We start from the raw sequence: 20,771 nt of genomic DNA, 5'->3' as shown, positions 1-20,771 counted from the left end.
ATGTCGGTCGGGTTGGCCTTGTCGCCGCCGAAGCCTGCGTAGACCTCCGGGTTGCGCAGGTGCACATCATTGCCGTCGATGGTGGCAGCCAGCTGGCCGGACTCGACGGCGTACTTGGTGACGTCCTTGTGGGAGCCGGACTCCAGCGGTACAACGCGGTCCAGGAACTCACGGCCCCACTCGATGACCTTGTCACCGCGAACCTTGTTGTAGCCGGTGCCCTTCTCCTGGCCGTTCTCTTCAGAGATAGCGTCGGTTCCGTAGAGGGCATCGTACAGGGAACCCCAGCGGGCGTTCGCTGCGTTCAGCGCAAAGCGGGCGTTCAACGCCGAAATAACCAGCTGCGGGCCGGCGGTCGTGCCGACCTCCGGGTCGATGTTCTGGGTCGTAATCTCGAAGTCACCCGGTTCGTCGACCAGGTAGCCGATCTCCTTTAGGAAAGCCTTGTACTCCTCCGGATCCTGAGCACCCTTGTGGTCGGCATACCAGGCATCCATCTTCTTCTGCAGCTCGTCGCGAGTGTTCAGCAACTCACGGTTGCGCGGGGTGTACTCCTCGACGATCTTGCCGAAGCCATCCCAGAACTTCTCCTGCTCCTCGGCGGAATCCTTGCCGATGGCGGGAAGCACCTCAGTGTTAACAAAGTCGTAGAGAGTCTTGGCAACCTGAAGGCCGCCGGCAGTTACGCGCTCGGTCTGGGTCATAGTGACGTGGCTCCTCACATATCAATCGATTTACCTATTTAAAGGTCTCTACCCTCAAAGACTAGGTGAGTTCCCTCACGATCGGTATGAAGTTGGTCATAGATCGCACTTTGTTCACCCCCACCGACGGGGACTATCGGACAAAGTTGTTCCTCTTTTTCTTTTTGACGCCACGATTCAGCCCGTGGCGCACCACACCTATAAGCGCAGCAAGAGAGCCAGATCACGTTCAATCGTTAAGGCGTCACTTAGAAACAGTGTGGAGAAAAACTTTACAAGATTCACAAAAAGGGGAGCCACCCCCACACAGAAATATCCCCCTGACCGGCATTGACGTGGTTATTTCGGTTGGTACTCTCGTAGGTAGAGACACAGAACGCAGACTTCACCTGGCTGCACTGGAAAGCGCTGTCAGGGATTCGAATATGCGACTCAGTGTCCCCCCGCCAGGAACCCCCGGGCAGGGACCAAGACATAACTCTCCCCTTAATTAGTAAGGAAGTGACCCCTACATGTCGAACGTCGGCAAGGCACGTACCGCTGAAGAAATCCAGAAGGACTGGGACGAGAACCCCCGCTGGGCTAACGTCGAGCGCGATTACACCGCAGAGCAGGTCGCTGAGCTGCAGGGCACCGTTGTTGAAGAGCACACCCTGGCACGCCGCGGCGCTGAGATCCTGTGGGAAGCAGTCAACAAGGACGACGACTCCTACATCAACGCTCTGGGCGCCCTGACCGGTAACCAGGCCGTTCAGCAGGTCCGCGCAGGTCTGAAGGCCGTTTACCTGTCCGGTTGGCAGGTCGCTGGTGACGCTAACCTGTCCGGCCACACCTACCCCGACCAGTCCCTGTACCCGGCGAACTCCGTTCCGTCCGTTGTTCAGCGCATCAACAACGCGCTGTCCCGCGCAGACGAGATCGCTCGCGTTGAGGGCGACACCTCCGTTGACAACTGGCTGGTTCCGATCGTTGCCGACGGCGAGGCTGGCTTCGGTGGCGCACTGAACGTTTACGAGCTGCAGAAGGCCATGATCAAGGCCGGCGCTGCAGGTACCCACTGGGAGGACCAGCTGGCCTCCGAGAAGAAGTGTGGCCACCTGGGCGGCAAGGTCCTGATCCCGACCCAGCAGCACATCCGTACCCTGAACTCCGCACGTCTGGCAGCTGACGTTGCCAACACCCCGACCCTGGTTGTCGCTCGTACCGACGCTGAGGCTGCTACCCTGCTGACCTCCGACGTTGACGACCGCGACAAGCCGTTCCTGACCGGCGGCCGCACCGCTGAGGGCTTCTACAACGTGCAGAACGGCATCGAGCCCTGCATCGCCCGTGCGAAGGCATACGCTCCGTACGCTGACCTGATCTGGATGGAGACCGGCACCCCGGACCTGGAGCTGGCTAAGAAGTTCGCTGAGGCAGTTCGCGAAGAGTACCCGGACCAGCTGCTGGCTTACAACTGCTCCCCGTCCTTCAACTGGTCCGCACACCTGGACGACGACACCATCGCCAAGTTCCAGAACGAGCTGGGCGCAATGGGCTTCAAGTTCCAGTTCATCACCCTGGCTGGCTTCCACGCTCTGAACCACTCCATGTTCGACCTGGCTTACGGCTACGCCCGCAACCAGATGACCGCTTTCGTGGAGCTGCAGAACCGCGAGTTCGCTTCTGCCAAGGAGCGCGGCTTCACCGCTGTGAAGCACCAGCGTGAGGTCGGTGCTGGCTACTTCGACCAGATCGCCACCACCGTTGACCCGAACTCCTCCACCACCGCCCTGAAGGGCTCCACCGAGGAGGGCCAGTTCCACTAAGCCGCTTGATTCCAAGCGCTAGGAACTAGCTGCGCGGGCTTTATAGCCTGCACACTGCTAGAACCCGGTCAGCACGAAAGTGCTGGCCGGGCTCTTTCTCTTTTCTAACAAGCAGTTACTACGAATGGAGCCGATGGCAACTTCACTCATGCCCCAAAGCCTCCGAATATACTGGTGAACACCATGGGAAAACCGACTGAACGCAGATCTGCACGCACCCCTGCACGCGACCAAGAGCGCAGCACCGAGCGCCCCTTCGTCGGCTCCCGCCTTCGCCAGCTACGCAAGGAACGCGGAATCTCCCAAGCCCGCCTCGCAGAGATCCTGGACCTCTCCGCCAGCTACGTGAACCAGATCGAGCACGACGGGCGCCCGCTGACCGCCGCCGTGTTGGAGCGCATTACCGCCGCCTTCGGCGTCGACCCAACCTTCTTCGCCGACCAAGACTCCACTCGCCTGCTGGCGGAAGTCCAGGACGTCACCCTGGACCCGGAGATCAGCCCCACCCCGGCGGACGTCACCGAGCTCGCAGCACTGGTGAAGAACCACCCGGACCTGGCCCGCGCCTTCGTGGACCTCCACTCCCGCTACCGGAACGTCTCGGATACCCTCTCGCTGCTCACCGAGGAGCGCGTGCAGGGCTCCGCCATCCTCTCCATCACGCCCAAGGGTGAGCTCTTCGGCCGGGCCTCCGGGCCAGAGGCGTTCTCAATGCCACACGATGAAGTCCGCGACTTCTTCTACGCACGACAGAACTACATCGATGTTCTGGATGTAGCGGCGGAGAAGTTGGCGTCCAAAATAAACATCGGGGCGAACCAAATACACCACACAGAACAAATCATCGCCGAACGGCTACAACAGGTGCACCAAGTGCATGTGATCTACTCGCGCGACCTGGGTGATACACAGCACAAGTTCGACCCAAAGCGAAAGACGCTCCACGTGTCGTCGAAGATGCGCCCCGGGCAGATTGCGTTCCGACTGGCCACCGAACTGGCATTCCTAGAGGCCGGCACAACCATCGACTCGCTGGTGGAGCTGGGGCACTTCCAGTCCGAAGAATCCCGCGCGCTCGCCCGGCGCGGCCTGGCCAGCTACTATGCCGCCGCGCTGCTACTGCCCTACCAACAGTTCCACAGCTCCGCGGAGGAATCGCGCTACGACCTGGAGTTCCTTATGCGCGAATACGGCGTGGGCTACGAGACGGTCTGCCACCGCCTCTCCAGTCTGCAGCGCCCCAGCCTGCGCGGCGTTCCCTGGACCTTCGTGCGCGTGGACCGTGCGGGCAACATGTCCAAGCGCCAGTCGGCGACGGGGCTGCACCTTTCCAACTCCGGCGGCACGTGCCCGCTGTGGAATGTGTACGAAACGTTTAGCTATCCCGGCAAGATCATGCGGCAGATCGCGCAAATGCCAGACGGGAGAACCTACCTGTGGATCGCGCGCACCGTGAACCACCACCGCGCGGCATGGGGCCAGCCGGGGAAGATGTTCGCCATCGGTTTGGGCTGCGAGCTGCGGCACGCCGACCGGACGGTGTATTCGGACGGTCTGGACTTAGAGGACACGTCCGCGGCGGTGCCGATCGGCTCCGGATGCCGCCTGTGCCCGCGCGATAACTGCCCGCAGCGTGCGTTCCCGCCGATCCACCGCTCGTTGGAGATCGACCCGCACCGTTCGAGTGTGTCGCCCTACTAGTTCGCCCTAATAGCGCTAGTCGCCGTCGAAAAGCCCGACGATCTGCCTGCGCTGCAGTTCGCGGCGGTTGTATGTGGCCTCGCGCACCGATTCGTCGGTATCGAAGCTCGAGCCGAGTGCTCCGCCGAGGGTACCTAGTGACGCCGCAAACCATGCCAGCGTCAAATAATCCAGCGGCGTGATAGTGGAGTTCACCTTGTTTTCAAAGAAGGGCACCGGCACAACCGCAGCGCTGATCAGCAGCATCGTTAGGTAGATCAGGGCATACACGCCGGTAGCGGAGATCAGTACCGTGCCGATGGTGGCCAGGTTATCCATCCGGGCACGCCACCACTCGACGCTGTCGGAGGAAGCCTGGGCGGTGGTCGCATCGGCGGCAACGCTCAACACGGACGGTTCCGCCTTACGGCTATATCCCCCATTCCACAGGCCGTTTTTGTAGATCAACCAGAAGGTCAGCAGGGTGATGGAAAGGATGGTGATCATGATCTGCCGCCACGAGCTGATCAGGTAGGACATCTCCCACACCGAACCGTAGAAGATGCCGAAGCCGCCGGTGGCCACTCCTGTGGCCAGGCAGCTAGAGAGCACCTTGATCAACTGGCCGGGGCGGTTGCCGCGGATCATCCCCAGCAGCAAGCGCAGGGTTCGTCCGCGGCCTTCAAGCACGCGGGTGGTATCGGCCTCTACGTCGCCGCCCTCGATCTCGTCTACACCCTTTTCGCGCTGGCCGGCTCCGGCGTGCTTTCCACAGACCAGGCGCGACAGTTCCTGCCGCAGCCCCTCCTTGGCGCGCAGCAGACCGAAGGCGGGCAGGCACAGCATGGTGGCCTTGCCCTGCTCGACGGTCTGGCTGATTACCGGCCTGCGGGTGGTCAGTGGCAGGTCGGTGATGTACACCAGGCGGTCCCAGCCGTAGTCGCGCAGGATTCCGGGGGCGGTGTCGGCGAGGCGGACGTTGCCGAACTCGTCCATCGGCAGCGTTCCGGTGCGGAATTCGAGGATGGGTTTGGTCCCGGAGACGTGATTCTCCGAGGCCTTAGCTAGCTGTTGAAGCATGGCGCGCACGCGCACCGCTGGCAGTCCTCGGTCTGCCAGCAAGCCAATCTTCTCTGGCAAGTCTGGGCACCAATCGTGGCGGGGGGAGGGATTCGGAGGGCTTTGCTCGGAATCCTACTCCACCTGCACCTAACCAGGGAAATGTTGGCCACTTAACGCGAAAACCGGCCCGCACCTTTCGGGAAAACTCCCAGGGGAAGCTTCGTAAAGGTGTGGGCCGGTCAGCTGGCCGATGAACCTTTCTAGAGGTTGATCATGTGGCCGCCGGCGATGCCGTGGGCGGCCTCCTTCATGGCCTCCGACAGGGTCGGGTGCGTGTGAACGTTGCGGGAGATCTCCTCGGCCGTCAGGTCGAAGCGCTGTGCCAGGGTCAGCTCCGGCAGCAGTTCGGAGACGTCCGGGCCGACCATGTGGGCGCCCAACAGCTCGCCGTATTCAGCGTCTGCAACCAGCTTCACAAAGCCCACTGCGTGACCCAGGCCCTGCGCCTTGCCGTTGGCGGTGTAGGGGAAGGTGGCGACCTTCACCTCGCGGCCTTCCTCCTCTGCCTTCTTCTTGGCAGCTTCCTCGGTGTAGCCGAAGGATGCGACCTGCGGAGAGCAGAAGGTAGCGCGCGGCATCATCTGGTAGTCGCCGAGCAGCTCGGTCTCCTCGCCTGCGATGATCTCGGCGGCAACCACGCCCTGTGCTTCGGCGACGTGTGCCAGCTGCAGCTTGGCGGTGACGTCACCGATGGCGTAAATGTGCGGAACGCTGGTGCGCATCTCGTCGTCGATGTCGATTGCACCGCGCTCGGTCAGCTTCACGCCGGTGTTCTCCAGGCCGAAGCCCTCCACGCGGGGAGCGAAGCCGATGGAGACCATCACGCGGTCTGCCTTTAGCGTCTCGGTCTTGGAGCCGTCGGCGGACTCGATGTCCACCTCCACGCCCTTGCCTTCGCCCAGGTCGCGGACAGCAGTGGTCTTGTGACCAGTCTTCAGAGTTACGCCCAGCTTCTTGTACTGCTTGGCGATTTCCTTGGAAACGTCCTTGTCCTCGTTCGGCAGGACGCGGTCCATGAACTCTACGACGGTGATGTCCACGCCGAAGTTGGACAGCACGTAGGCGAATTCCATGCCGATGGCGCCAGCGCCGATAATGACCATGGAGTCCGGCTTGTTCTCGTCCAGGATCTGCTCTTCGTAGGAGACGATGTTGCCGCCCAGCTCTACGCCCGGCAGGGACTTCACAACGGAGCCGGTGGCGATGATGCAGTTGTCGAAGGTGATGGTCTTGCCTGCATCGTCGCCATCGGAGACCTCGATGGTCTTGTCGTCAACAAAGTTGCCGCGGCCATGGATTTCCTGAATCTTGTTCTTCTTCATCAGGTAGTGCACGCCCTTGACGATGTTGCCCGAGACCTTGCGGGAGCGCTGGTGCGCAACCTTAAAGTCCATCGAGATGTTGTCGCCGGTGATGCCGTAGGTCTTGGCTTCCTTGGTGATGGTGTGCGCAAGTTCGGCGTTGCGGATCAGCGCCTTCGAGGGGATGCAACCCACGTTGAGGCATACGCCTCCCCAGTACTGCTTTTCGATAACGGCGGTCTTCAGACCCAACTGAGCGGCGCGAATCGCCGCCACGTATCCGCCAGGGCCTGCTCCGAGTACTACTACGTCAAAATGTTCTTTAGCCACAAGCCCCAAGGGTACTTAATGTTTGTCTCTCGTGTTTACCGGGCTCGTCTTGCTCTTTCTCTTTCTTATTGACGCCACCGTCTCCCAAAGAGCCCACCCCAACCCTCCAATTAACTTCCGCACCACCAGTCCTATAGGAAACACCCCCGCTTTCGGGTTCAATAGAGAAGGTTTTTCCTCCTTTGGGTTCCCAAAATTCCCGCAGATTAGGTAAAGTCTCCTGTGTCCTTAGAGATTTGCTGTGGATTTCTTGAATATTCCCCGAATATCCACCGAAAACACCCTGCAGGTCTTTTTCACACATTCGACTGAGTACCTCACGCCCCGGGCAAGAGTTACTGACGTTTCCCCAGCGTGCCCACAGAAGGATCAATTCTATGAAGCGAAGCATCGTCCGCACTCTCGCCGCTGCCACGGCTGCGATCGCCCCGTTCGCAACCGTTGCGGTCACCGCACCGGCCACCCAGGCCGCTAGCGTCTCCGCCACCCAGAAGGCAGACGGCATCGCGCCGGCAACGCTGAAAATGAACTCCACGACTCCGAACCAGCCGGAGGATTCCACCACGTGGCGTAAGAACATCAAGTACTGGAACAACCAGGGCTTCGACAACGTGCAGGAAGTCTCCGCGTACTCCCCGTCGATGAAGCGCCACATCCCGCTGGTCGTCATCCAGCCGAAGGACAAGGCAAAGCGTGACAACGCCCCGACCCTGTACATGCTGAACGGCGCAGACGGTGGCGAGGGTATCGCCAACTGGATCCGTCAGACAGATATCGTCCCCTACTACGGCGGTAACGATGACGCGAGCAAGGGCACTGTCAGCCCGGGCATCGGCGCCAACATCGTGATCCCGATGAGCGGTGCGTTCTCCTACTACACTGACTGGGTCACCGAGCCGAACACCCCGTACATCAAGGGACCGCAGAAGTGGGAGACCTTCCTGACCCGCGAGCTGCCGCAGGCCATTGAGCCGGCCCTGAAGGCTAACGACAAGCGCGCCATCGCTGGCATGTCCATGACTGGCACCACCTCCCTGCTGTACGCGCAGCACCACCCGGGCTTCTACGACTCCGTCGGTTCCTTCTCCGGCTGTGCCGCAACCACCACGGGTCTGACCCCGCAGTTCATCAACCTGGTTCTGAACCGCGGCGGCTCGGACTTCAAGGAGATGTGGGGAGCTGTCAACGGTGAGGTTGCTCGTAACAACGATGCTCTGATCAACGCTGAGAAGCTGCGTGGCCAGAAGAACATCTACGTCTCCACTAGCTCCGGCTTCCCCGGCGAGCACGATATGCCGTGGTCCGAGCGGGTGAACGGCCAGCTGTCCTCCGCAGCTCAGGTGATCTTCGAGGGCGCTGTCATCGAAGGCGCCACTAACGCCTGCACCCGCGACCTAGAGCGCAAGACCAAGGCGCTGAACATCCCGGTGAACTACAACTTCCGCCCGGCAGGCACCCACCAGTGGGGCTACTGGCAGGACGACCTGCGCGGCTACTGGGGCGACCTGGTTGCCGGTCTGGGCACGGGCGCCAAGCGCCCGCCGCTGGAGCCGACCAAGCCGATCTCCCCGGAGGACTTCTGGGAAGGTTCCACCGCGGGCTCCCGCTAGTTCTGGATTGCCGTTCCAGCCTGGCGCTCTCGCGCAGCATCAGGTGCGCGCAAGGTAGCAGCATAACCAGATAGAACACCACTTCCCCCGCCACAGACCACCTCCGTGGCGGGGGTTGTCCTATGCAGATAGTAGTGTGCCTTACATGAAGCAATCCCAACAGCATCCTCGTCCTTTCCGCAGCTCCCCCATCGCCGGAGCTCGGGATGCCTACACGGGCGTGGACTTCAACCTCGGGTTCCACGTGCTGCGCTACGACCTACAGTTGGACTACGACGTTGAACCCAACCACCTGCGCGGCGTGGCCCGCCTGGCGGTCGAGAACTACCGTCCGCTGAAAACCATGACGTTGGATCTAGCCAACAACCTGGCTGTCAACCGCGTGGAGGTCGCCGGCCACGGGGCGGCTGCCAACAACGGGACGATGAAGATCCGTCGCTTCCGGCACAATGGCAACAAGCTTTCGATCACTTTCGTAGAAGAGATCGCCGAGGATCAGTCCTTTGACCTGACCATCAAATACAGTGGCTACCCACGCCCGCTGCGCTCCAAATGGGGTGAGGTCGGCTGGGAAGAAACCGACGACGGAGCCCTGGTAGCAGGCCAGCCCAATGGCGCCCCCAGCTGGTTCCCCTGCGACGATACGCCGGACGAAAAGGCAATGTTCCGCGTGGCCATCACCGCCCACCGAGACGTCACCGCCATCGCCCACGGCACCCTGGTGGAGCAGTACAACAAGGGCAACAACACCACCCGGGTGTTTGAAACCAACTACCCCATGGCCACCTACCTGGCTGCGGTGTACGTCGGCCCCTTTAGGCGGGTCGACTTCCGCAGCGCGGAACTCGGCCGCAAGACCGTCCCGGTGTTCGGCTGGCTCCCCGAAGGCACGGAGCACGCCAAGCGGGTCCGCGAGCTGGTCAACGAGGATTTCGGCCAGCAAACGGAGATGGTCGAGGTCTACTCGGAGCTCTTCGGCGCTTACCCCTTCCCGGAATACTCCGTGGTGGTCACGGACGAGGAGATGGAGATTCCCCTCGAAGCCCAGGGCATGAGCATGTTTGGCTGCAATCATGCCGACGGCAAGCACACCTGGGAGCGCCTGATCGCCCATGAGCTATCCCACCAGTGGTTCGGTAACTCCGTCGGCCTAGTTGAGTGGCGGGATATTTGGCTCAACGAGGGCTTTGCCTGCTATTCCGAGTGGCTGTGGTTCGAAAAGTCTCAAGGCATTCCCGCCGCCCACCATGCGTGGGCGCACCACCAGGCGCTCGCGGAGAAGCCGCAGGACATCCTGCTGATCGACCCCGGTGCGGACGACATGTTTGACGACCGGTTGTACAAGCGCGGAGCCGTCACCGTCCACGCCCTGCGCGTGCTGCTGGGTGACGAGGCGTTCTTCGACATGGTCAAGCGCTGGACCACGCAGCACCGCATGGGGCTGGTGGAAACGCGCGACCTGGAGAACCTGGCAAACACCGTCGCCGAGGAAAACGGTGTGGCCCGAAGTGAGGTGCAGGGGCTGTTCGACCGCTGGTTGCGTCACCAAGAACTGCCCGACTTCCCTGGCGGCGAGGGCATCGAACTCAGCGAAGAACAGCTGTGCGACCTGCCTGCGGGACCTGCCGCGGAAATGGTCGATGCCTCCGGGCCGGCGCGTGCCGTGGATGCGCTGAAGCGCGTTGGGCAGCGGCTCGGCGAGCTCGGCGAAAGGCTGCAGGACTAGCCCCCTCTGGGCTGTCGGACGGATTAGCTAATGCGCGCCATATCGCTCGCCACGGTCTTCGTGGCCATCGCCGGTTACCTGGTGATTTGGGTTGCCAACAAGGGGCTAACCACCGCCGGGTACGAAGACTTCATGGTCTACTGGTCGCTGTTCTTCGCGATGACGGGCGTGCTGGACGGGCTGATGCAGGAGACCGCCCGCGCCGTCTCCACCCGGCGCGCAGTGGTGGGCGCCCCACAGACTGGCACTGTGCAGGCTGGCACGTTGCGGGCTGGCACTGCGCTGGCGAACACTGCGCGGGCGGACACCCCGCGCCCGTTCGCGTTGACGAGCTACATCGCCCTGGCTATCGGTCTGATAACGCTCGTCACTGGGCCGCTGTGGATCGGCCAACTCGTGCCCAGCCAGACCGGGTGGGGGCTGGTTCTCATAGCCGTCGGCCTGGCCTGTTATGCGTTCCAAGCGACGGTCTGCGGGCTGCTTTCCGCCAACCATTCGTGGCCGAACTTCGCCTGGCTGATGGCCATCGATTCCGGAGTACGGCTGGCGCTGGCCGTTGCCGCGTGGGCTCTGGGTTGGCAGCTGCTGGCCTACCTGTTCGTCACGGTGATCGGCGCGGCTACCTGGCTGCTGATTCTCGCCTGCTCGTCCGCCGCAAGAGCCACCCTGCGCGACCGGGCGGACGTGCCCACCCGCCCATTCCTCTCGCGCACGGTCAAGGCCATGGTCGCCTCGGGCGCGAACGCCGTGATGATCACCGGCTTCAGCGTACTGCTGCGCTACACCTCGGGCGCGGACGTCGGCCCCGGTGCACTCGCCGCCACCATCACCGCCATCACGCTCACGCGCGCGCCGATCCTGGTGCCCCTCCAGCGCTTCCAACCTGCGCTGATCGTGCACTTCACGAAACACCGCGAGCGCGTCCTGCGCGCCGCCGCGCTGCCCATCGCCGCGGTGGGAGCCGTCGCGGCCATCGGAGGTATTGCCGCCTACTTCCTCGCTGCGCCGCTGATGGGGCTATTTTTTGACGCCGCCGTGATCTCCTCCCCCGCCACCCTCGGTTGGCTCACGCTCGTCTCCGGGGCGACGGCCGTCCTGATGATCAGCGGCTCGGCAGCGCTCGCGGCGGACCGCCACAATCTCTACACGGCCGGGTGGCTGATTGCGATTATCCTGTCTACGGCGGTGCTCATGCTTGACTATTCCCCCGATACGCGCGCCATCTGGGCGCTGGCAGTCGGCCCGAGTGTGGGCGCGGCAGTGCAGCTGGGCGTGCTTGCGCTTGCCGCCCAAAGCTCCGCCCAAGCCCCCGTCCAAACAAGGAAAACCGAAGCCTAGTTCCGCTGCTGCTCTGGGGTGGGAATGAACTTCTTGGAAGTCAGCGTCACCACGATAAGACCAATAAAGGCAACCACCGCACCGAAGCCCAACATCTCGGTGTAGGTGAACCAATCCTTCAGACGCGACAGGATCATCGGGAAGAAGAATCCGATGTAGGTGATCGTATAGAAGAAGGCTGTGAGCCCGCCGAGGTCGTCGGCGCTGGCGATGCGCTGCACTTCCGTCAGGCCGGTGATCAGGCATACGCCATAGCCGGTGCCCAGGATGAGGCCGACGGCGACCGTCCCGGCTAGCGAGCCGACGTGAGCGGTCCAGGCTGCAACGACCATGCCGATGATCACCAGTACCAGGCCGATCTGCTGGGCCTGGGAGTTATTTGGGTTGATGTACTTGGTGGAAACCTGCTGGATGCCAAAGCCACAGGCCAGGGCAATAGCTGTAATACCAGCGGAAAAAGCGATGGGATAAGCAACCTGATCCTGCGCCAGGCTCGGCATGATCGCATAAGCCACTCCCGCGCAACCGAAGACCCACGGCGCGATCGGAATCACGGCGGTGAGGAAACGCGGGTGACGCAGAGAGGGCACCTTAAGGTCCGACCAGAACGAACCCTCCACCTTGAGGTGCGCGTTCTGGCGGGTTTCCGGCACACCGAGGATTCCGATCATGGAGACAGCACAGAGCAAGATGCTGAGGATGTAGGGAGTCTGCCCCGGAGCGGGACCCCATTCCGCCAGCACGCCCGCTAGCGCGGCACCGACGGCGAATCCCAAGGTCAGAGACATGGTTGCGCGGCGGGCGCCGGAACCCTCCTGCGCGCTGGGGTCGAACGTTGGGGTGGAAAGCTCCTTGATCCATGCACCGCCTGCGGTCATCACAATGCCGACGGCAAAGCCGCTGAGCAGACGACCGGTGAAGATCAGTGGCTCATTCATTTCACCGGCGGCGATGAGGACACTGCCGACGAGGCTAATGATCGGGGCGGGAAGCATGACGACGCGGCGGCCGTAACGGTCCGAAAGCGGCCCGCACAGCAGCAGCCCCGCTGCGATGCCGGCGGCGTAGCAGGCCAGGAGGGCATCGACGAAGACAGACCCAAAGACGTTCTCACCTCGGTAGAAGACCATCATCGGGGTGAACTCGTTGCCCGCGTAGGCAACCGCCAACACGGCGAAAGCAACCAACATCCAGTACTTCTTCTCCGCGCGGGTCTTCGCCCCGCGCGTGGAAGGCGCTACCTTGCGGCTGCGCACGGCGTTGCTCTGTTTGCTCTGCCCGCTCTCCTCGTTCTGTGCGTTCTGCCCGGGCGTATCCACTTCCCGGTGATTCTCGTCAAATGTGTCCTCGGCCATAGGGGCAAGCCTAGTCACCCGATAGGAGACCACCAACGCAACGCTGCAGCTACTACGTTCCACCCAACGATTTAGTCATAGATTTATTAGCAAATTTTCGAGTTGTGGATCACACTCTTGCGTATCATTAATTTCATGTCACCAAACAATTCCGAGAACACGACCGAAAACACCGCAACGACTGATAGCTCGGTCACATCGAGCTCAGCCGATGGAATTGCTGACAAGTCGGGAAACAAACTCCGCCGCTCCACCTCGGCTCCCAAGACCTTGTCCACGGCTCCAACCGCTGAAGCGCAGGCGTCAATAGCAAAGGCGCTGCAGGCCGTCCTCGACGGCGACTTCCCGGAAGCGCGCGAGGAAACCCGCGGCCTGCTGGCAGACCCAGACATCCTGCCGCGCACCGACCTGGACCTCGAGCAGTCCCGTGCCCGCACCACCGAGCACTTGCAGCGTGTGCTCGAATCCGGCATGCCGAACCACGCCTTTCGCGCCGACCAGGGCGGCACGGGAGAAACCGGCCGCTGCCTGACCTCCATCGAGATGCTGGGGCATGCCGACCTGTCGCTCATGGTGAAGTCCGGAGTGCAGTGGGGCCTGTTCGGCGGCGCCGTCGGCAACCTGGGAACCGAACGCCACCAAGAAATGGTGGGGAAGCTGATGAACCTCGAGGCCCTCGGCTGCTTCGCCATGACCGAGCGCGGGCACGGCTCCGACGTGCAGCAGCTGGAGACCACGGCGACCTACGACGCGGAGACGCAGGAGTTCATCATCAACTCCCCCACCGCCTCTGCCGAGAAGTGGTTTATCGGCAATGCAGCGCGCGATGGCCGCTGGGCGGCAGTGTTTGCGCAGCTCATTGTCCCCGACGCTAAGAACGCGACCGAGGCTGGCGACGTCCCGGCGGCCGAGTCCGGCGCGACCGAAGCTAGCAGCGGCGCACAGGCTGAATCGCAGGGCGTGCACTGCCTGCTGGTGCGCATCCGCGAGGACGACGGCTCCCCCATCGACGGCGTGCGCATCGGCGACCACGGCCACAAGGGCGGGCTGAAGGGCGTGGACAACGGCACCATCAGCTTCGATAACCACCGCGTGCCCCGCGAGGCGCTGCTGAACCGCTTCGCCGACGTGGACGAGGCCGGCAACTACACCTCCCCCATTGAAAACCCGAACCGCCGCTTCTTCACGATGCTCGGAGCCCTGGTGCGCGGGCGCGTGACCGTGGGAGCTGCCGCAGGCGCGGCCGCCCGCACCGCGCTAGACATTGCTGTGACGTACGCGAACCTGCGGCGTCAATTCGCTCCCGACGATTCGCTACCCGAAAACCGCCTGATCGAGCACCGTTGGCACCGCCTGCGCCTCATCCCGCGCGTAGCCCGCGCCTACGGTCTGCAATTCGCCACGAACAAGCTGATCGCGCGCGTGCACGAGCTGGACCAGCGGAGCGTGGAACCGACCGAGTACACCAAGGAACAGCAGGCTGACCAGCGAGAAGTTGAAGCGCACGCCGCAGCATTGAAGGCTGCCAACACCGCGCACGCCACCGACACGATCCAGGAGGCCCGCGAGGCCTGCGGCGGCGCGGGCTACATGGCCGAGAACCTGCTGACCACGCTGAAGGCCGACTCGGATGTGTTCACCACCTTCGAGGGCGACAACGTAGTAATGATGCAACTGGCGGGGAAGGAGCTGATGACGGGCTTCGCCAAGGAGCTCGGCGGCCTGAACCCGATGGAGATGGTGCGCTTCGGCCTGGATAGCTTCGGCAACCTGCTGCGCCGCCGCACCGCCGCAGACGCGCTGATCCAGAACCTGGTGGATACTTTCAGCGACTCCGAAGAGACTTCGCTGTTCGACCCGGCCTACCAGATCAACCTGCTGAGCGAGCGGGAGGATCGCCTGATGCGCTCCCTCGCCCGCCGCCTGCGCCCCGCCCGCAAGATGGATGTGGACGAGGCGGCGAAGGTAGTCGACCGTGCGCAGGATCACCTGCTGGCCGTCGGCTGGGCGCACGTGGATCGCATTGTCTTCGAGGCCTTCGTGGAGGCCGAGTCCAAGCTGGATTCAGAAGACGCGCAGCGCGTGCTGGAGCAGGTGCGCCTGGTGTACTTCCTCAGCTGCATCGTGGACAACGCCAGCTGGTACCTGGAGCAGAACCTGCTGACGGGTACTCGCACCAAGGCCGCCCGTGCCGCGCTGAACGACCTGGTGGATTCTCTGGGACCCTGGTCGCAGACGCTGGTGGACGCTTTCGGCATCCCGGATCACATCACGGATCTGAAGCTGATGGAAGGCTACGAGGCGATGGTTCCCAAGTACGAGTCGGATCCGGCCGCGGGGCAGGCGGGTTAGCTACTCGGCTTCTTCGGACTGCGCGATGGCGTAACCGGCAAAGCTAAAGATAATGGCTAGCGCCGCACCCACCAGCGGGTTAGCCATCGCAACACCTGTGGCCACGCCAAACGTGGAGCCAACCATGGGGTAGGTCCATTCTTTCTCTGTGTAAGAAGCCATGTTCTGTGTCCTTTCCGTTGTGAGGTGCTTACGCCATCCATGGTGCTGGCAAAGGAAGCTCCCGAAAAGGGCATCTGGGAAACACGGTACGAAAGTAGACTCCCGCCTACCGATCAGATGAAGGAAACTGTGGCCATCAAGGAACAAGCATCGAAGGACGTATCCGCGAAAACGCCGATCGTGGTATTTGCGTTGTGTGCCCTGACCTTTGCTTCCAACCTCGCACTCGCACCCGACGCCCTGTCCATCTCCCTGATTCTTGTGGCGCTTGGGTTTTGCCTAGCCACCGCGCTAGGCATGCGTTATCCGCGCTGGGCAACTGCGCTCTTCCTTCTCTCCTTCAGCGCTGTGATGCTGCGGCAAGTAGATGAGTTTCCCGCATTCGTGTTCCTTGCACCCTTCTTCTGTGGCGTAATCGCCTTTTCGGGAAAACGCCTGCTTACCACCGCAGTTACCCTCAGCGCGTTCGTGCTGGGCACCCTTGACCCTACAGTCACCTCCCCGCGAGACTATCTGGAAAGCCTCGCCCCTTCAGCGGTGTTCGCCTGGCTGATTTTCCTCCTCCTCGGAGCCGGCGCAGGATGGTTCATCGGCTACCTGGATCGCAGAAACGCTTTCCTTAACGACAGCTGGGGAGCAGACCTCGAACGCACCCGCCAGGACCTGGCGGAGACCCTCCACGATTCCGTGGCCGGCCCCTTGACCTCTGTGGTTATGCAAGCGGAGACGATGGAGCTACAGCTAGACGCGGAACCCGATTCGCACCTGGACAGCGAAACCATGCGCAAAAATCTGAATGCCATCGCCGACAACAGCCGGGAGGCGATGGCACAGAGTCGCAAACTCCTCGACCTCCTCCGGTCGACGGAACAAGAATTATCGCATGCTAAGGCCCCCTCTCCCGGCCAGTCGCTATCGGCTTTCACCGAGCGGCTCCAGCCCCATGGCTTTCGGGTGGCCTTCACCCAGGGCTCTCCGGCAAAAGACTGGTTGGCAGAATCCTCCGCTGCCACACCTGATAATTCCATCAGCCAGAGCCAATTTGCCACACTCCTCCCGAAGGAACCGCGACAGCGCATGCTGGTAGACCGACTCCTGATGGAGGGCGCGACCAACATTGTGAAATACGCAGCTCCAGGCAGCCCCGTTGTGGTTGCTGTGGAAAACCGGCCAAAAATCCATTCGCTGTGTATCTGGAACGAGGTAGCGAGAAACGGTACAGATTCCCCTGCTCTACCCGCCGACCTATCCTCCAACCTCGGCCTGACCAACCTGCAACGCTGGGCCAAGCGAACCAAGAGCACGGTCAAGACAGAACAAGAAACCTACGGCTCGCGCACTTTTTGGCGGCTCAGCCTAAAGTCGGTATCACCATGAGTAACGCCCCTGTCACACGAATCCTCATAGTCGATGACGACGCCCGTGCGCTGACCGCCCTCCGCCACTACTTCTCTGTCGCCAAAGACATCGAGATCGTAGCCGAAGCCGAAAACGGCGCCGTCGCCCTCGAACAGATCGAGCGGCTAGGGGGAGACCTCGACCTCGTGTTGGCGGACATCCACATGCCCGAGGTCGGCGGAATCGAGCTACTCCGCACCCTGCAATCTCAGGACAATCCCCCTGTGTTCGTCGCCATGACTTCCATGGACACCGACGAAACGATGCTGGAGATCCTCACCAGCGGCGGCGCGGGGTACATCATCAAAAGCGCCCGCCCCGTGCAATTCATCCAAGCCGTCCGGGACGCGATGAACGGCGGCACCGCCGTCTCTCCCGAGTGCCTTTCACGCCTCGTGGACTTCATCCCCGAACGCTCTGTTGGTGGGGCAGCTGTGCAGGCGGGGAAATCGGCGTCACCAAATAAACAAAAGCAACCCGGCGCGGCGCCAGACCCGGAAAGCATCCCGGAAGGCGAGCGCACCACCCTCCAACTTCTAGTCCAGGGGCACTCCAACGCGGAGATCGCGAAGGAGGCGCTCTACGCGGAATCGACCGTGAAGAAGCACGTGTCTTCGCTGATGAAGCGCTTCGGGGTGGACTCGCGCCTGCGGCTCGCGATCAGCGCAATCCGCGCGGGGTACTAGCCGAAAACTCTTACGCGGGGTACGAATAACTGCGTTCTGTGGCGCCGAAGCTAGTCCAAATCTAGCCCGAGGCTGGTCCAAGGCGGAGCCGCATTCCCCCACATCGTATTCTTAAGGAATGAGCTCTACCCCCTCCACCTCCTCAGATACCGCCAGTTCACACGCGAACTCGCGCACCGGCGATGACAAGCTAGGCAACGGACTGAAGGTCCGCCACCTCACGATGATGGGCCTGGGCTCCACCATCGGCGCCGGCCTATTCCTGGGCACCGGCGTGGGCATCGAGGCCGCCGGACCAGCCGTGCTGCTGGCCTACATTGTGGCGGGTTTCATCGCGATCCTCGTGATGCAGATGCTGGGCGAGATGGGCACCGTCATCCCCGCCTCCGGCTCGTTCTCCGAATATGCAGAACACGGCATCGGGCGCTGGGCTGGCTTCACTCAGGGTTGGATTTACTGGCTCGCCACGGTGGCGGTGCTCGGCGCCGAAATTACTGGTGCGGCGAGTTTTATGGGGGCATGGTTCGGTATTGACGCCTGGATCCCCGCCGCCGTATGCGTGATTTTCTTCGGCGTGGTGAACCTCCTGCAAATCCGTGCCTTCGGCGAGTTCGAGTTCTGGTTCGCGTTCATCAAGGTGGCGGTGCTAGTAGCTTTCCTGGTCATTGGGTTCCTGCTAGTCTTTGGTCTCCTGCCCGGGCATACCTTCATCGGCACTGAGGTGTTCACAGCCGACGGCTTTATGCCCAACGGTGTGGGCGGCGTGGCCACGGCGATTCTGGCTGTGGCATTCGCCTTCGGGGGCATCGAGGTCGTGGCCATCGCCTCTGCGGAATCCGAGAATCCCCAGCGCTCACTGATCAACGCGGTGCGCTCCACTATCACCCGAATCTCGCTGTTCTACTTGGGTTCGGTGCTGGTGATTACCTTCCTGCTCCCCCACTCTTCCCTAGGACAGGCGGAAAGCGCAGCCGATAGTCCCTTCACTAGGGTGCTGAATCTTGCCGGTATTCCGGGCGTGGTCGGTTTCATGGAAGCCATTATTGTTCTGGCGCTACTGTCTGCCTTCAATGCGCAGATCTATGCCTCCAGCCGCATGATGTTCTCCCTAGCTAACCGTCATGAGGCACCCCAAATTTTCACCCGTGTAGACCGTCGAGGCGTGCCCGTCGCCGCGATCATCCTCTCGGTGTGTTTGTCCATCGTGATGGTGGTTCTGAACTACCTGGATACCGGCTGGCTACTGACGTTTATGCTGAACTCCGCGGGTGCATCCCTGCTGATCGTTTGGACGTTCATCGTCGTCTCCCAGCTGCGTCTGCGCCACCGCCTGGAACAGCACGCGGGCGGAGCGTTGCCGATCCGCATGTGGGGCTTCCCCTGGCTGACCATCGCCACGCTGGTTGTGTTGGCGGGGCTGGCGGTTCTAATGCTAACGGACCCGGGTTCTCGGGTGCAGCTGTTTTCTGCAGCGACGATGTTCGTGATTCTGGTTGTGGCCAGCTTCGCCAATTCCGCCATCCGTGGGCTAAGCCCCTTCGAGAAACTGCCTCTGCCGGAAGTTTCCCGCCCCTCCCGCTAGCTCAGTCTCAATGCTTTCCTCCCCCCAATAGAGCTCGCCATGGATACGCTAGCAGCACAGCAATCTGGATCTAAGTACGGTATCTAAATACGGTTCCCCGCCTTCCCGTCGGGCGCATGTCCCGCCCACACGAGAATATCTAGAAAGGACTCCCCCGCATGATTCGCACCGCCATCATTGGCTATGGAAACCTGGGTCGCAGCGTTGAGAAGGTTATTGCCGACCAGCCCGACATGGAACTCGTCGGTGTGTTCTCGCGCCGCGATTCCCTCGATACGCAGGCTCGTGTTCTGCCAGCTGCGGACGTGGAAAAGCACAAGGATGAAGTAGACGTGCTCTTCGTCTGCCTGGGCAGCGCCACCGACGTGCCAGCGCAGGCCCCTGAACTGGCCAAGCACTTCACCACAGTCGATACTTACGACAACCACGGCGAGATCCCAAATTACCGGACGGTAATGGATAAGTCCGCGCAAGAAGGCGAGAACATTGCGATGATTTCCACCGGTTGGGATCCGGGCATCTTTTCCTTGAACCGTGTACTCGGCGGAGCGGTGCTGCCGGGAGCCGACCAGATGACGTTCTGGGGGCCTGGACTCTCGCAGGGTCACTCCGATGCAGTGCGTCGCGTGCCCGGCGTGGCCAAGGGTGTGCAGTACACCAAGCCAAATCCGGAGGCTATCGAGGCCGTGAAGCGAGGTGAGGGCGCGGACCTGAAGGCCAACGAGTGCCACCTGCGCCACTGCTTCGTGGTGGCTGAGGAAACCGGCGATGCGGCGGCGGATGAGAAGTTGAAGGAGCAGATCCGCGAGGCAATCGTGACGATGCCGGACTACTTCGCGCCCTACGAGACGATCGTGGAGTTCATCTCCGAAGCTGATTTCGAGCGCGACCACCAGGGCATGCCGCACGGCGGGCAGGTGATTACCCGCGGCCAGGCGGGCACTTCCGGTCACGTGATTGAGTTCGGCCTAAAGCTGGAGCGCAACCCCGACTTCACCGCTGCGGTGCAGGTGGCCTACGGCCGCGCCGCGTGGCGCATGCGCCAGGCTGGCGAGACGGGCGCCCGCACGGTCTTCGAGGTAGCACCCTACCTGCTTTCTGCGGAGCCTCTGGACGACCTGGTAGCCAAGAAGCTATAAGCCCCAACGCAAAACCCGACCTCCGCCTGCTGGCATTCCCGCAGGTTGGACCGGGTTAAGAAAGACTGCCGTAGTATGGCGCGTCGGAGTTCTGAGCGCCAACTATGTTGTAAATAACAGCCCAGATGATTCCCAGCGGTGCAAAGAGGGGGAAGCGCAGCCAAGCCGGGGTGTTTTCCCAGATGGTGTTCACGGAGCCGAGCGGGGACTTGGTGTTCGGAGTTTCTGCAGCCTGTACTTGAGTGGTGGGGGTGTGGGTTTCGGCCTGGGCAGGTGTGGCGAGACACGCGGTGACGGTTGCGGCGGTAACACCAGCGATGAGCGACTTGCGAATCTTCATTGGGAGGAATCCTTTCTGAAGGAGTTCGGGTAGAGATGTGCAAAAACCTTCTTTGCCCCCGGGTGCGGTTCCATGGCTGATTGGACACAGACTCGTGAGCTTGGAAGTGCTTTGTCTAGCCAAACGCTTATAAGTGGC

Annotated in this window: 16 protein-coding genes and 1 pseudogene; 10 read left to right on the top strand and 7 right to left on the bottom strand. The window is 62.0% G+C overall.

Going from position 1 to position 20,771, the window contains the following annotated elements:
* Positions 1-704, bottom strand: a pseudogene (locus JQ46_RS00815) (malate synthase G); the annotation flags it as partial.
* Between the two features lie 512 nt (positions 705-1,216).
* Between JQ46_RS00815 and aceA the strand changes: the two are divergent.
* Entirely contained in the window at positions 1,217-2,512 is a 1,296-nt protein-coding gene (aceA, locus tag JQ46_RS00810) for an isocitrate lyase (RefSeq protein ID WP_034984579.1), read from the top strand.
* A gap of 183 nt (positions 2,513-2,695) precedes the next feature.
* On the top strand, positions 2,696-4,213 hold the full coding sequence (gene ramB / locus JQ46_RS00805; RefSeq protein WP_034984577.1) for an acetate metabolism transcriptional regulator RamB: 1,518 nt from the start codon (positions 2,696-2,698) through the stop codon (positions 4,211-4,213).
* A 15-nt stretch (positions 4,214-4,228) separates the two neighbouring features.
* On the opposite strand, the gene JQ46_RS00800 is transcribed toward ramB, so the two are convergent.
* The 3 genes from JQ46_RS00800 to JQ46_RS11180 form a co-directional block, all read right to left on the bottom strand.
* Positions 4,229-5,332 (bottom strand): hypothetical protein, encoded by a 1,104-nt coding sequence (locus tag JQ46_RS00800; RefSeq protein ID WP_237744656.1) that lies wholly within the window; start codon positions 5,330-5,332, stop codon positions 4,229-4,231.
* A 182-nt stretch (positions 5,333-5,514) separates the two neighbouring features.
* Positions 5,515-6,945 (bottom strand): dihydrolipoyl dehydrogenase, encoded by a 1,431-nt coding sequence (gene lpdA, locus JQ46_RS00795; RefSeq protein ID WP_034984575.1) that lies wholly within the window; start codon positions 6,943-6,945, stop codon positions 5,515-5,517.
* On the bottom strand, positions 6,938-7,249 hold the full coding sequence (locus JQ46_RS11180; protein ID WP_155271072.1) for a hypothetical protein: 312 nt from the start codon (positions 7,247-7,249) through the stop codon (positions 6,938-6,940). Before JQ46_RS11180 ends, lpdA begins: the two co-directional genes overlap by 8 nt.
* A gap of 73 nt (positions 7,250-7,322) precedes the next feature.
* Between JQ46_RS11180 and JQ46_RS00790 the strand changes: the two genes are divergently transcribed.
* The 3 genes from JQ46_RS00790 (at position 7,323) to JQ46_RS00780 (ending at position 11,619) form a co-directional block, all read left to right on the top strand.
* On the top strand, positions 7,323-8,555 hold the full coding sequence (locus JQ46_RS00790) for an alpha/beta hydrolase (RefSeq protein ID WP_034984573.1): 1,233 nt from the start codon (positions 7,323-7,325) through the stop codon (positions 8,553-8,555).
* 145 nt (positions 8,556-8,700) lie between these two features.
* Entirely contained in the window at positions 8,701-10,281 is a 1,581-nt protein-coding gene (locus tag JQ46_RS00785) for a M1 family metallopeptidase (RefSeq protein WP_034984572.1), read from the top strand.
* Positions 10,282-10,311: 30 nt separating this feature from the next.
* The gene (locus JQ46_RS00780) at positions 10,312-11,619 is read left to right on the top strand and encodes a hypothetical protein (protein ID WP_034984570.1); all 1,308 of its coding nucleotides are present in this window, start codon (positions 10,312-10,314) and stop codon (positions 11,617-11,619) included.
* On the opposite strand, the gene JQ46_RS00775 is transcribed toward JQ46_RS00780, so the two are convergent.
* Positions 11,616-12,974, bottom strand: a complete 1,359-nt coding sequence (locus JQ46_RS00775) for an MFS transporter (protein WP_034984568.1) — start codon at positions 12,972-12,974, stop codon at positions 11,616-11,618. The genes JQ46_RS00780 and JQ46_RS00775 overlap by 4 nt on opposite strands.
* A gap of 135 nt (positions 12,975-13,109) precedes the next feature.
* Here JQ46_RS00775 and JQ46_RS00770 point away from each other — a divergent pair, with 135 nt between their 5' ends.
* A complete protein-coding gene (locus JQ46_RS00770) occupies positions 13,110-15,326 on the top strand; it encodes an acyl-CoA dehydrogenase family protein (RefSeq protein WP_192817215.1) in 2,217 nt (738 codons plus the stop codon).
* Here the strand turns inward: JQ46_RS00770 and JQ46_RS11175 are convergent, their stop codons facing one another.
* Positions 15,327-15,488: a hypothetical protein gene (locus JQ46_RS11175; RefSeq protein ID WP_155271071.1), complete on the bottom strand. Its 162-nt coding sequence runs from the start codon at positions 15,486-15,488 to the stop codon at positions 15,327-15,329.
* A gap of 39 nt (positions 15,489-15,527) precedes the next feature.
* Between JQ46_RS11175 and JQ46_RS00765 the strand changes: the two genes are divergently transcribed.
* The 4 genes from JQ46_RS00765 to JQ46_RS00750 all read left to right on the top strand — a co-directional run bounded on the left by JQ46_RS00765 (position 15,528) and on the right by JQ46_RS00750 (position 20,293).
* A complete protein-coding gene (locus JQ46_RS00765) occupies positions 15,528-16,865 on the top strand; it encodes a histidine kinase (protein WP_034984566.1) in 1,338 nt (445 codons plus the stop codon).
* Complete coding sequence (locus JQ46_RS00760) at positions 16,862-17,572, top strand: response regulator (RefSeq protein ID WP_034984564.1); 711 nt, start codon at positions 16,862-16,864, stop codon at positions 17,570-17,572. Before JQ46_RS00765 ends, JQ46_RS00760 begins: the two co-directional genes overlap by 4 nt.
* Positions 17,573-17,690: 118 nt before the next feature.
* Positions 17,691-19,154 (top strand): amino acid permease, encoded by a 1,464-nt coding sequence (locus tag JQ46_RS00755; protein WP_034984562.1) that lies wholly within the window; start codon positions 17,691-17,693, stop codon positions 19,152-19,154.
* 158 nt (positions 19,155-19,312) lie between these two features.
* The gene (locus JQ46_RS00750; protein WP_034984561.1) at positions 19,313-20,293 is read left to right on the top strand and encodes a diaminopimelate dehydrogenase; all 981 of its coding nucleotides are present in this window, start codon (positions 19,313-19,315) and stop codon (positions 20,291-20,293) included.
* A gap of 55 nt (positions 20,294-20,348) precedes the next feature.
* Here the strand turns inward: JQ46_RS00750 and JQ46_RS00745 are convergent, their stop codons facing one another.
* On the bottom strand, positions 20,349-20,633 hold the full coding sequence (locus JQ46_RS00745) for a hypothetical protein (protein ID WP_034984559.1): 285 nt from the start codon (positions 20,631-20,633) through the stop codon (positions 20,349-20,351).
* Between the last annotated feature and the right edge of the window lie 138 nt (positions 20,634-20,771).

Origin of the sequence: Corynebacterium jeikeium, assembly GCF_000738175.1 — a bacterium.
Taxonomy (GTDB): Bacteria; Actinomycetota; Actinomycetes; order Mycobacteriales; family Mycobacteriaceae; genus Corynebacterium; species Corynebacterium jeikeium_C.
The sequence above is the reverse complement of the archived record's forward strand: the minus strand, read 5'-3'. Positions and strand labels throughout refer to the sequence as shown.